We start from the raw sequence: 12,883 nt of genomic DNA on the forward strand, positions 1-12,883 counted from the left end.
ATTACACAAATTTCACAGATTATTTACAATGATCAACACTTACCCTTATAAGTTTCTCAACATTAATCCCTTCCGAGAATTTGACGATCATTAAAATAAGGTTTAACCTTATTAATATTTATTTACGCCACAGAAGTCAAGGATTACCTTATCTTCTCCTTTTGTCAATCCTTTAAATTCTTTATGCGACACCAAGAAAGCTACAATATCAGCCTTATCGTAGGCTTCTTTGTAGTTGGTCAATTTAAACACATTGTGTTCTTTCACGTTTGGTTCTACCACCATCATATCCGCATTATTGGCACGTTGCATCACCTTTTGAGCGATATATTTGGCTGGTGATTCTCGCAAATCATCAATATCCGGTTTAAAAGCCAATCCCATTAAGGCAACTTTGGCCTCGCGACCATTTTTCAATTGGAATTCCAACATCGCATTGTGTACTTTTTCGGCACACCAGAAGGCTTTATAGTTATTAATCTTACGAGCCTGCTCAATAATATTGGACTCTGCAGGGTATTCCGAAACAATAAACCAAGGGTCAACAGCAATACAGTGTCCGCCAACACCACAACCCGGCTGTAGAATATTCACACGAGGATGTTTGTTTGCTAATTCAATCAGCTCCCAAACGTTGATATCTGCTTTATCACAAATTAAAGACAATTCGTTAGCAAAGGCAATCTGCACATCACGAGACGAATTCTCGGTCAACTTACACATTTCCGCCGTACGAGCATTTGTTGCATGTAGTTCACCCGTCACAAAAGAACGGTAAAAATCAATTGCAGCTTGAGTAGAAGCTTCATCAACACCACCAATCACACGGTCGTTGTTGACCAATTCAAAAATCACATTACCCGGCAAAACTCTCTCCGGACAATAAGCAATCTGCAATTTCCCTTTCAAGTCTGGTCTTTCAGAATAGATCAGAGCTGCCATCTTATCTGTCGTATGAATAGGAGAAGTCGATTCAATCACATACAAATCACCCTCCTTCAATAATGGAATAACAGCACGTGTTGCAGATTCCACAAAGGTGATATCGGGCTCATGATCCCCTTTAAAAGGAGTAGGAACCACAATAAAATAAGCATCAGACACTTCAGGTTTCAAAGCGGCTCTCAGAGATCCGTTATCAACAACCGTTTTCACCATGTCGCCTAAACCCGGCTCTATAATATGAATTTCACCACGATTAATGGTTTCAACCACATTGGGATTCACATCAACACCCAATACTTTAATACCGTTATGGGCCGCGATGGTTGCTGTTGGCAAGCCAATATAACCCAAGCCCATAAAACAGGCTGTTTTGATTGTTCTTGTGCTCATTTTAATTTTACTTCTATATATTATTATTTCTTTATATCTAATTCCATTTCCAACGATAAATTTCACTAAGTACAGCTAATTACACTAACAAACACATTAGTATAATTCGTTTTAATTAGCGTTCATTAGAGTTAGACCAAACCAAAAAGCAAGCTTCACTCTTAAGAAACAAAGATTCCTCTTCTGGTTTTATTGTTAGCAAACGAATTTTCCTATTAATTAAATCCTCTGCTTTCTCAACCAAAGTGTTGAGGTAATTCTTATCAATAGATTCTGCCACAAATAGCAGGTCAATCACTTTAGAATCCTGCCCTTTGGCAAAGGATCCTGTCAGGTAAACCCGCTTTAAATCACCTAACTTTTCAGCTATCTCTTCGATAATACTATCCAAACCCACGTGTTTGCGGATAATGGAATGTAAATCATTAAAAAGAGGGTGCCTGGTATTGGCATGAAAAACCTTACGATTGCCTTCGGTCTCAGCCTGCAACAAACCTGCCTCTTCCATGCGGTTTAGCTCTAAACGAATGGCGTTTGATGATTCTCCGAACTCAGCCTCGAGGCCGCGTAAGTAGGATTTCATCTGAACATTCAGAAAGAACTTGAGCAATATTTTGATCCTCGTTTTTGAGGTGATTAAACTTTCTAACACAGTTAAAGGTTAAAGGTTGAAGGTTGAAGGTTGAAGGTTGAAGGTTGAAGGTTGAAGGCCTCCTTCGCAGAAAAACTGCTACGGCGGACAAAGAAGGTTAAAAGTTAATCCCGAATTATCGGGACCAGCAAAGCTGGAAAACTGATTACATTCATTCTTATCAACCCAATTTTCATGACTAAACAACGCCTATTTGTGACCAAATAAAGGTTGAGTAGAAATTTTACTCGAAAGTAAATCTTATTTTGATAAAAACAAAAGGTTTTCACCACAGATTATATAACATGAAACAAAAAAAAAGAATCTAACCACTAATGGACTTCGTCGAGCTCACAAGTTCGGTTAACACTAATGCTCTCTAATTTTTAAAGAAAAAAACAAAAGGTAAACCACTAACATGTTAACGAGCTTGCGAGTAAATGGACTTCGTCGAGCTCGTAAACTCGGTTTCTCAGATTTACACAGATTTTAAACTGTTACACAATATATAATGGATTCACCAATCTCACTTGAAATTAAGACCGAACAAAAATAGATTAAAAGTAAGAGAATGTGGCTTGTCAAATCTGTCAAGTTAGTGTAAAAGTCTATAAAAGTCGGAAAGGTCAAAAGGTCGGAAAAGTCAGAAAAAAAAGTTTAGACGCAGATAAAGGATGATGAAGTATGATTAAAAAAAACAACAATAGTCCCTTTAATTAGAGATAGCTTCGTCGTACCTCCTCGCTATGACAATTTCTTTCAACGCTCCCTTTTAATTAGTGTTAATGAGTGGTTGAATAAATAAAGTCGAAAAGTCCAAAGGTCTAAGAGTCCAACAACTGAAGATAGCGAAGTCCACCCCAGACGTACTTAAAGGTCTAAAATGTCAAAGACCATAAAACCAACAAATTACTACTGTGAAACCTGTGTAAATTTGAATAATCCGTGATTAAGTCTATTTTTTTTCACAAGGACCACCTCCCCCTTTTTTGATAAATCGAAACGGGTACTCCTCCTTTCCTTCGACTCCGCTCAGGAACCAGGAGGAGAAAAATTGAATGTCGTCCTGATAACTGATAACTGATAACTGATAACTGATAACCTATAACACTTCGACTCTGACAGGAAACGCTACACTCTACACTGTCAGGTCTTTTTAGCCTTCAGGAACCGAGAAGAGAAAGTTTGGATGTCGTCATGACAACTGACAACCGATAACTGAATGCACTTCGACTCTGACAGGAAACGCTACGCTCTACTCTGTCAGGTCTACTCTCCTTTCCCAATATTATAAACCCGGAAACCAATCTGTTCTAAGTCTGTTTTGGAGACAATATTTCGTCCATCAAAAACAAAGGCTGGTTTTAACATCTTATTGTAAACTCTTTTCCAATCGTAAGTTTTGAATTCGTCCCATTCGGTAAGGATGGCTGTAGCATGTGCAGATTTCATTGCTTCATACGGATCATTGTGAACAGTCACCAGACTTCGGATTTCATCCGACGATAATTTCTCGAATTCAGACGAATGACACGAATTAGGACGATGCTCTTGCAAATATTCCAAATCAGCAAAAATTTGCTCCTCCGTCACTTTAGGATCATACACATGTATCTCAGCTCTATCCTGAAGAAGCTCATCGGCGACATAAATTGCTGCTGATTCGCGGGTATCATTGGTGTCTTTTTTAAAGGCCCAACCTAAAAATGCTATTTTCTTACCTGATACGGTATTGAATAAAGAATCGATCATCTTTTTAGCAAAACGATGCTTTTGATAATCATTCATTTTAATCACCTGCTCCCAATAAGCCGCCACTTCAGGCAAATTGAAGTGTTGACAGAGGTAAACCAAATTTAAAATATCCTTCTGAAAACAAGACCCTCCAAAACCTACTGATGACTTTATGAATTTGGCCCCTATACGGGAATCCTTACCAATGGCACGTGCGATTTCATCCACATCGGCCCCCGTTCTTTCACAAAGGGCTGAAATGGCGTTGATCGAAGAGACACGTTGCGCCAAAAAGGCATTCGCTGTTAGTTTAGACAACTCAGAAGACCAGACACGGGTGGTCACAATATTTTCACGAGGGACCCAATTGGCATAGATATCTACGAGTGATTGCACGGCAGCTTCACCACTTTCGGTCTGTTCACCCCCAATTAAAAAACGATCCGGATTCATTAAATCCTGAATCGCTGTCCCCTCAGCTAAAAATTCCGGGCTGGATAGGATTTCAAAATTCACCCCGTTCCCCGTAGAAGTCAGAATGGTACGAAGGGCTTCCGCAGTCCGAACTGGCAGGGTCGACTTTTCAACAATAATCTTGTCATCTTTCGAAACTCTGGCAATCTGACGGGCACAAAGCTCGATATACTTTAGGTCAGCAGCCATCCCCTTACCAACCCCATAAGTTTTGGTTGGGGTATTCACCGAAATAAAGATCATCTCAGCTTCATCAATGGCTTGATCAACATCTGTAGAAAAGAATAAATTGCGACCACGAGCTTCAGCTACCACATCAGCTAATCCTGGCTCATAAATCGGCAGTTTATTCAGATCCACATCGTTCCAATCGGCAATACGTTGTGCATTTATATCAACCACTGTCACCTTAATGTGTGGACACTTTTGTGCGATTACCGCCATGGTTGGACCACCAACGTAACCCGCGCCTATACAGCAAATGTTTGTGATTGTTCTCGCTTTAGCCATTTCTAAATACTTTATATTTGGTTTATCCCTTTCTAAATCTACATTACGCGAATTAGTACAAATTACACGAATTAAAACGAATTTCTCTAATAATACTTCATCTCACAGAATTAACAAAACGCTTATACTTTAGTGAAGATTCACCAAAATTAACCAACAGTCCTAGTTGGTAATCCGTTGCTTTAAGATAGTTTATAGTTTTCTGTTCATCTACCTTCAACAAACAACTTTTACTCTTAATCTCAACTATAATGGAATTACAACAAATAAAATCTGCTTTGAAATACTTATTTATCTTATTTCCGTCATAGTAAATCTCTATCCTCTTCTCTCTTTCAAATGAAATTTTTCTCTTTTCAAATTCTTTTGTCAAGGCTTCGCTATATACACTTTCAAGAAATCCACTACCCAATTGACTGTGAACAGCCATACAAGCCCCAACAATTGCATACGATTCCTGTTTATATAACAAGTCAATCATTCGTGAAATTAGCTTTAATCCGCGAAATAATTACATCCATAAGGTCAAGTTAGTCCTCCTCGGCTTGCCACTGCTCCTTTATAGAACCCAGAAATTGCTTCCCGAAAACCATTCCCACACCAACAATACCACCAAGGAAAGTCCAAATAATTAGAATCATTGAGCGTTTGGGTTTTGATTTATCCAAGGGTACCGCTACCGGTTCGATGATAGTGAAAACCGGGGTATCCTCTTTGACTTGAATTTTTTGTGTTTCCAACTGCTTGGCCAGTTCGGTATAAACCGATGAAGCCATGGAAAATTCGGACTGCAAACGCTCCATTTGGGTTTGCGCCATAGCTGTGCTTACATTTTTATTCTGGTCGCGAAAGCGAGCCAGCCTGTTTTGTGCAGCGGTAAAGGCCGCCTCTTTTTCTGCATAGCGCTCCTCAACAAAGGCCATTTGATCTTTGGCCTTTTTGATCTTAAAATCGGTAATGGCCTCCTGCAATAAAAGCTGAGCACGTTGTACCATCTCTGCCGCTGGTCGAGCTTCCGGCATACGAGCCGAAATCGAGACATAACCATCCTTATCGTTTACCTCTAAAGAAAGTTGTGCTGATAACAACTCCATTAGTTTTTTGTCATCCTGAGAAATGGTCAATAGCTTATCGGCTGTCCCTTCGACTCCGCTCAGGGACCGATCACCTTTGATGGCTTTAATAATGACACCGGGTAGACCGATGGTGTATTTTTTGATATAACCCAATAGTCCTGGCTTAGCAATCTCCAAATAATAGTCCTGAAAAGTCACTTTTCCGTCCTGCCCTTCAATGGTCAAAAGGGTTTTCATCATCTCCTTCTGGAAAGGAACTGAAGCGATAATCTTAGGGTATAAAGTTGGAGGAATAGTTGATCCACTACTCATTCCACCTAAATTGATACCCGCCATAGCGGCTAAGCCTCCCAATGAACCACCTAACTTAGAGCCGCCTTCTGCTGACTGAGGCACCATAGTGGTGGATGCGGTATATTCTTTTGCTGAAAACAGGGCTACAAATAAGCCCAGAACCATAAAGATCAGGGTGGTTTTTATTACGGTTCTTCGGCCTGCCCAAAGGGTTTTAGCCAACTGAATTAGATCTATTTCATCTTCAGCAACTGGAGAAACTGTGTTTTTTATATTTTGTTCTTGCATGTTATTCTATAATAATTACACGAATTCAAACGAATTACGCGAATGATACCTCATCTTCTTGAATTGACGAAACGCTTATATTTTAAGGACTTCTCTCCAAAGTTGACCAATAGACCAAGTTGAGATTCTGTCGCATTTAGATAATTAATAGTTTGCTGTTCGTCTATTTTCATTAATATTGATTTACTTTTTATTTCTACAATAATCGATTCGAAACAAATAAAGTCAGCTTTGAAATACTTTTTCAATTGCTCTCCTTCATAAAACAAGGCCAACTTCTTTTCCTTTACAAATGGGATCTTTCTTTTCTCAAATCCTTTACACAAAACTTCCGAATAAACACTCTTAAGAAACCCTGGCCCAAGACTGCTATGAACCTTCATACAAGCTCCAATAATTGCGTAACTTTCATCTTTAAAAAGCAAATCAACCATTCGCGTCATTCGTTTAAATCAGCGTAATCAATACATTTAATTTCAACAACACCAGCACAACTCAAAGGCTAGCTAACGAATTTACTTGATAGCAATCGAAATCGCTGTAAACATACTCACCACAGCAGATGTGATCCCTAACCACTTACCTGCCTGAGCGGTTTTATCCACCTCAGGCTTTTCCGGAACAATAATCTCACAACCGGGTTTCACTTTAGGGTAACGACGTCCGAAAATGCTTCCACGTGTTGATTCTGCGGTTCCGTTGGCATAAAGCACATACACCTTACTCTTCTTTGCTGACTGAGCAAATCCTCCACTTGAGCGAATGTATTTTCTCAGGCTCTTCTTTTCCTTAAATGTCAATGCCACAGGACTTAAAACAGCACCCGACACCTTCACCGTTTGCATCTTCTCCGGAATCAAAAGCTGATCTCCATCCTGCAATTGCAAATCATCAACTCCACCCGGCTTTTTAAAAATCTTCACCAAGTCGATCCCTACCACCTGATAGGTTATTCGCTTTATATCAATCTCATTCATCGTGGTATCCTGTTTTGCCAAAGCAAGTTTCGCTTCATATTCAGCATCGCTCATTTCGTGTTTTCTACGTAAAGAGGCCCCTTCGACAAAAGCTTCAGGCGTTACACCTCCTGCACGTTTGATCACATCAGAAATCTTTTCCCCTTTAAAAGTTAAACCAAAGTCACCTGCATAAGCCACTTCACCTTGTACTTTCACAACTGCTTGAGGACGATACCCCGGAGCACGACGCACATAAATCTTATCAAAAGGCTTTATGACAAAAGCTGCATCTTCATCAGCCATCTTCAACTGCCTGTCAACCGGAAATTGGAAAGAATGAGATAATCTATTGGTAAGGGATTCAATTTCCTTTTTATCCAGAATGCGACTCACTTCAACCGCAGAAACCTCCGCTTGTTCTAAGAAACCTCCCGCCATATAGATGAGATCGGCTAATTTTAAATTTTCAGCATAAGCATAAGTTCCCGGAAATTGCACTTCACCCACAATCTCAACAGTCTGTGCTTCACGCATATCAAAAATAGATGAAATCTGAATCTTATCATTTTTTTTCAGGGCAATATCGGTTTTCCCATTCAAAACATCACGAAGTGAAAAAGACAGACTCTCGAAAGTGTAATCCTTTTTCTTACGAATAATAACGCCACGATCCATATAGGCTTCCTCTTTGGCACCTTCAGCACGATCAATCAATTGAGAGAGCATCAAGCCTTCGGTCATTTCATAGTTGCCCGGACGATAGACCGCTCCTTCAAGGCTCACCTTGTTTTCGAAACGATCAATCACAAGTCCCGCTACAATCGAATCACCATTCATTAAAATGGTGGATCCAAAATCCTGTGCGGCAACATCCTTAAATGTCATTGTTCTTGTATTATTACGATACAATTCTACTCGATGCGTATAAGCATTTTCAGAAAAGCCTCCGGCATAACGAAACATATCAGCCAAACTCTCATCCTTCTTCGCTTCGAACCAACCGTCGCGCTTGAATTCACCTGCCACTTTAACCCGATTCAAATATGGACGAACCATTATCACATCCTGATCTCTCAGTTGAATATTATCAAGTGTTTTTCCATCTACCAAATAAGCATAAACATCAATCGTCGAAATGACATTCCCATCGCGCAAGACATCAATCTGTCTGAATGAACCTTTCTCATTGGGTCCACCAGCCAGATATAAAGCATTAAAGGCAGAAGCCGTTGCAGGTAAGGTATAGGTTCCCGGCACATTCACTTCACCAATCACATTCACTTTGACTGCTTTTAATTGTCCGACACTTACATCAACGAAGGTATTGGGCTTGTCTCCTCTCAATCCGGAGTAAATAGACATCAAACGATTTTTAATTTTATATTGCGCCTTTGAAAAGGTCAAGCCAGCAAGCTGAACAGGTCCCAAATCTGTGATATATACACTCCCATTCGACTGAACCTGCAGATTATAAATCTGCTGAGATGCGCCATAAATATTAACAACTAACTCATCTCCTATCCCTAAGGTGTAAGAATCCGAAACGGGCACATCAACAGAGGGTGCAAATGTTAATTTCTCTGAATTAAAGAAATGAAAACCAAAAATCTTAGTTAAATCCTTTTTGATTTCTTCATCTAGTTCCGTTTTAGGACTTAGCTCATTCAGAGATTCAAGTTCAGCCTCCTCATCCAGTTTTTTCAACTGTGTTGAATCACCACGAGAAGTCCATTTCAAGGCCTCTATACGACGTCGCATCTCAGCGATCTGGGTTTCTGATGCACCTTTTGCACGAGCCATCATGATTGCCTCTTCAATCCCAAGACCTTTTTTATTCATCTCGTCAACGACTTTTTGAATTTGAGCATCACTCAATTTTGAAACATCCACTGTAGCAGGATTTACATTTTGCGCCAATACGGTCTGTGACAGACTAACAAAAATGAAAAGAATTAAAATGGGTTTTAGAAACCGAATCATAATGTGTATTTTATAAATTTTATAATCATGCAGTTACTGCAGAAAAGACAAAACCTGTTTGGATAAACAAAATCAAAAAACGGATGAGCGTCCTTCACAAGTCAGGCAAAAGTAAAAATTTATGCCCAAAGCAACAAGCTTTACGCACTCACAATTCAACAATAAAAGAACAAAGGTTAAAGGAAGACAAGGATAAGAATTAAAGTTAGAAAAAACTTAAAACCAAAATTAGTTAAAACTCATCCCTGACACCCCAATCTCTTCATTTCTCGTTGAGGTGCAAAAATAGGATATTCCTTAGATCTTGTTGCTTGTCAAATCTGTCAAGTTTGACCTGTGGGAAGGATAAAAGTAAAATCCTCCTTCGCAGTAAACTGCTACGGCGGTCAAATAAGGTTAAAGGGAAACAAGGTTAAAGTAAAAAAGGATTTTAAAAAAATGTATAGAATATGATTTTTAGCATCCTAACACAAGCGATAGTCGAAACAAGACCTGTGAGGATGCGATGCTGCCCTTCCTGACAGAGTTTTATAAGACACAAATGGACTTCATTACTGGGATTTCGGTATAAACTCGGTTTAAAATGATCAAATATGGTCTAAATAATTAGGCTTAATTAGTGATAATAAGTGGTTTATTATTTTAGAGTTTTATGTGAATCTGCGAAAAACGAGCTAGCGAGTTCGACAAAGTCCATTTACTCGCAAGCTCGTTAATATGTTAGTGGTTAATCTTTTTTTTCACTTTAACCTTTATCCTTTCCTTACTTTATCCTTGAATTTCCTTAACCCCGATCGCTCAACTATAAACACTGATATTAAACGATATGCTCTTTTATTCAAAAAATAAAGGTTGGGAAATTTGAATATGTCCATTCTTTATCTCTATCTTTGTAGCCTAGAATGGAACACGCAATTATTCAATCTAGACCACATCTCTTAGAAAGTGAAAACCTTCACTTTTGCGATTCCTATTTCAATATTTATTTTTCAATATTCGATTTATTCATGAGACGAAAAGCCTGCGATTCAGGTCTCAAATCTCATTTATTATACTTTACATCAAAACCAACATTGTCTGCATTATCGACAATTGTTGGTTTTTTTTTGATATTAAAACAACCATTATATACAAATTCTAAAAATTAAGAAATGGATAACAGAAGCTTAGTGTCTATTGACGACTACACCAAAGAAGAAATTTTGGAAGTGCTAGCCAGAGCAACAGAATTTGAAAAAAATCCAAACTCCAACATCCTGGAAGGGAAAGTGATCTCCTCTCTGTTTTTTGAACCATCGACAAGAACCCGTCTAAGTTTTGAAACAGCCATCAGTCGTATGGGGGGTAAAATTGTTGGTTTTACCGATGCATCATCATCAAGCACCACAAAAGGTGAGACGCTGAATGACACCATCAAAATGGTAAGCAACTATTCTGATCTAATCGTCATGCGCCACCCGATTGAAGGTTCGGCACGTTGGGCTTCTGAAGTTTCGGATGTACCCGTGATTAATGCAGGTGACGGTGCCAATCAGCATCCCACTCAAACCATGCTCGATCTGTACTCCATTCAAAAAACTCAGGGTACACTTGAGAACCTGAACATTTTTATGGTAGGTGATCTAAAGTATGGCAGAACAGTTCACTCTTTATTAATGGCACTTTCTCACTTCAACCCAACTTTCCATTTTATTGCGCCTAAAGAGCTTGAGATTCCAAGAGCCTATAAAATTTTCATGGATGAAAACAACATCACTTATTACGAGCATACTGAATTCGATTCCATCATCAACGATGCGGATATTCTTTATATGACTCGTGTTCAACGTGAACGTTTTGCGGATCCTTTGGAGTATGAAAAGGTGAAAAATGTGTACATTCTTAAAAACGATATGCTAAAAGATACGAGAGACAACCTACGTATCCTTCATCCACTACCAAGAGTCAACGAGATTGCTGTTGATGTGGATGCTAACCCAAAAGCTTACTATTTTGAGCAAGCTTTAAATGGTGTTTACGCTCGACAGGCTATCATTGCCAAAGCTCTAAACCTTTAGATTCAGAACTTTTCCGGCAAGCCGATATCTATCGGAATCATTTGGAACGATTTATTAAATTAGACTAAAAGTACATTAAGATATGACAGCAAAAAAAGAACTTCAGGTTAGAGCGATCAAGAATGGAACCGTTATCGACCACATTCCTGCAGAACTCCTTTTCAAAGTAATCAATATTCTTGAGTTGGATAAATGTTCAACATCAGTCACCATTGGTAATAACTATAAGAGTGACATGCTAGGCAAAAAGGGCATCATCAAAATTGCTGAGAAATTTTTCGAGGCTGAAGAAATCAATAAAATAGCATTGATCGCTCCTAAAGTAAAATTCAATATCATCAAAGATTATCAGGTTGTTGAAAAGAGTGTGGTCGAAGCTCCCAATAAAGTTGAGGGCATCGTTAAATGCATGAATCCTAAATGCATTACTAACGTTGAAGAAATTTACACCAAATTTAAGGTGGTAAACGATTCTCCAATCACTCTAAAATGTCACTACTGTGAAAAGATTACCGATCACAAAAACATACACATCAAGTAAGCCTGTCTTATTCGCTCATTAATACGAGGGAGTTCCATTGGGGACTCCTTTTTTATTTATGATTGGTGAATTCTGATTGATGATTAGAGATTATAGGTTAATAAGCAACCAAGCTAACATTCATTAGAATGTTAGACTGTTAAATTAAAAAACGAGACTCAAATTATCGACTTATTTATCACTTTATCCTTTACCTATAATTTTCCTTTAACCTTATCTTCTTTTCCTTACCTTTGCGGCACAAAAAAAAATAATCAAGCAGATATTGAGATCGAATAAAATAGAATAACAATGGGAATGACTAGCGAAAAACTTCAAGATATCGTTTTAAAAGCTTTAGAATATGGGCAAAATGGTAAAACCCGAGCCTGCAACGAACAGTTACGCTTAATCTACTCCTCGCTTCAAACCCATCCTTTTCTTCTTTGGGAAAGCAGTCAGGTTTCTCAACTGGGGAAAAGCATCATTCTGATGCTGCATCTTGATTTGATTGATGATGAAGAAAAAAGCATCGGCCTGGCTCTTCTTGCCTACCTTTTTTTATCAAAAGGCATTCAAAATGAAGAAAAAATGCCCGAGACTGATCTTTGTGAAATGTTTCGTATCCGTAAAGATCGTATTATTCTGCTTAAAAGCTTCGATGACTTTTTTGTAGACAGCTTGCAGGAAATTTATTTTGCAAACGAAAAACCTGCCAACAGAGAAGCCTATAATGAACAACGGAAAGCCGTTTTGAGTCGTGTTCCACTGATGCAATTTTCTGATATTTTCGATATCGAACAGGATTATCCTAATTTAAGAGATGATGAATTTCTTCTTGAAACAGCCAACTTCATCGAGATGGAAGACGAGATCACCTCAGACAATATTCACGAAGCAATTCTACTACACAAGACCCTGTTTAAATACGAATTGCAACGATTAAAAGAGGGCAAGACTAATTACTAAATGAGAATCTTAGAATTAGGATTTAGGACGATTTGCTAATTAAGCGTGGTGCAGAG

Annotated in this window: 10 protein-coding genes; 3 read left to right on the forward strand and 7 right to left on the reverse strand. The window is 38.6% G+C overall.

Annotated elements, in window-relative coordinates:
• Positions 1–111: 111 nt before the first annotated feature.
• The 7 genes from wecC to EV201_RS05470 all read right to left on the reverse strand — a co-directional run bounded on the left by wecC (position 112) and on the right by EV201_RS05470 (position 9,281).
• A complete protein-coding gene (gene wecC, locus EV201_RS05440; protein ID WP_130306368.1) occupies positions 112–1,335 on the reverse strand; it encodes a UDP-N-acetyl-D-mannosamine dehydrogenase in 1,224 nt (407 codons plus the stop codon).
• Positions 1,336–1,450: 115 nt separating this feature from the next.
• Positions 1,451–1,918, reverse strand: a complete 468-nt coding sequence (locus tag EV201_RS05445) for a nucleotidyltransferase domain-containing protein (RefSeq protein WP_207224396.1) — start codon at positions 1,916–1,918, stop codon at positions 1,451–1,453.
• A gap of 1,317 nt (positions 1,919–3,235) precedes the next feature.
• Positions 3,236–4,684 carry a UDP-glucose 6-dehydrogenase gene (locus EV201_RS05450; protein WP_130306370.1) on the reverse strand — a complete coding sequence of 483 codons (1,449 nt, stop codon included), beginning with the start codon at positions 4,682–4,684 and terminating at the stop codon, positions 3,236–3,238.
• A 97-nt stretch (positions 4,685–4,781) separates the two neighbouring features.
• On the reverse strand, positions 4,782–5,165 hold the full coding sequence (locus EV201_RS05455; RefSeq protein ID WP_130306371.1) for a GxxExxY protein: 384 nt from the start codon (positions 5,163–5,165) through the stop codon (positions 4,782–4,784).
• 49 nt (positions 5,166–5,214) lie between these two features.
• Positions 5,215–6,342 (reverse strand): Wzz/FepE/Etk N-terminal domain-containing protein, encoded by a 1,128-nt coding sequence (locus EV201_RS05460; protein ID WP_130306373.1) that lies wholly within the window; start codon positions 6,340–6,342, stop codon positions 5,215–5,217.
• Between the two features lie 50 nt (positions 6,343–6,392).
• Positions 6,393–6,785, reverse strand: coding sequence for a GxxExxY protein (locus EV201_RS05465; protein WP_207224397.1), 393 nt, complete (start codon positions 6,783–6,785; stop codon positions 6,393–6,395).
• 72 nt (positions 6,786–6,857) lie between these two features.
• Positions 6,858–9,281, reverse strand: a complete 2,424-nt coding sequence (locus tag EV201_RS05470) for a polysaccharide biosynthesis/export family protein (RefSeq protein ID WP_130306375.1) — start codon at positions 9,279–9,281, stop codon at positions 6,858–6,860.
• Positions 9,282–10,432: 1,151 nt separating this feature from the next.
• On the opposite strand from EV201_RS05470, the gene pyrB reads away from it, so the two are divergent.
• From pyrB to EV201_RS05485, 3 genes are all read left to right on the forward strand, one after another.
• Positions 10,433–11,338 (forward strand): aspartate carbamoyltransferase, encoded by a 906-nt coding sequence (gene pyrB, locus EV201_RS05475; protein ID WP_130306377.1) that lies wholly within the window; start codon positions 10,433–10,435, stop codon positions 11,336–11,338.
• 82 nt (positions 11,339–11,420) lie between these two features.
• On the forward strand, positions 11,421–11,879 hold the full coding sequence (pyrI, locus tag EV201_RS05480) for an aspartate carbamoyltransferase regulatory subunit (protein WP_130306379.1): 459 nt from the start codon (positions 11,421–11,423) through the stop codon (positions 11,877–11,879).
• A gap of 297 nt (positions 11,880–12,176) precedes the next feature.
• A complete protein-coding gene (locus tag EV201_RS05485; RefSeq protein WP_130306381.1) occupies positions 12,177–12,827 on the forward strand; it encodes a hypothetical protein in 651 nt (216 codons plus the stop codon).
• Positions 12,828–12,883: the final 56 nt, after the last annotated feature.

The sequence above is a fragment of the Ancylomarina subtilis genome (assembly GCF_004217115.1).
GTDB lineage: Bacteria > Bacteroidota > Bacteroidia > Bacteroidales > Marinifilaceae > Ancylomarina > Ancylomarina subtilis.

Coding starts and splice junctions, on each gene's coding strand:
- wecC (WP_130306368.1), bottom strand. CDS start 1,335: ATGAGCACAAGAACAATCAAAACAGCCTGTTTTATGGGCTTGGGTTAT.
- EV201_RS05445 (WP_207224396.1), bottom strand. CDS start 1,918: ATGAAATCCTACTTACGCGGCCTCGAGGCTGAGTTCGGAGAATCATCA.
- EV201_RS05460 (WP_130306373.1), bottom strand. CDS start 6,342: ATGCAAGAACAAAATATAAAAAACACAGTTTCTCCAGTTGCTGAAGAT.
- EV201_RS05455 (WP_130306371.1), bottom strand. CDS start 5,165: ATGATTGACTTGTTATATAAACAGGAATCGTATGCAATTGTTGGGGCT.
- pyrI (WP_130306379.1), top strand. CDS start 11,421: ATGACAGCAAAAAAAGAACTTCAGGTTAGAGCGATCAAGAATGGAACC.
- EV201_RS05485 (WP_130306381.1), top strand. CDS start 12,177: ATGACTAGCGAAAAACTTCAAGATATCGTTTTAAAAGCTTTAGAATAT.
- EV201_RS05470 (WP_130306375.1), bottom strand. CDS start 9,281: ATGATTCGGTTTCTAAAACCCATTTTAATTCTTTTCATTTTTGTTAGT.
- EV201_RS05450 (WP_130306370.1), bottom strand. CDS start 4,684: ATGGCTAAAGCGAGAACAATCACAAACATTTGCTGTATAGGCGCGGGT.
- EV201_RS05465 (WP_207224397.1), bottom strand. CDS start 6,785: ATGACGCGAATGGTTGATTTGCTTTTTAAAGATGAAAGTTACGCAATT.
- pyrB (WP_130306377.1), top strand. CDS start 10,433: ATGGATAACAGAAGCTTAGTGTCTATTGACGACTACACCAAAGAAGAA.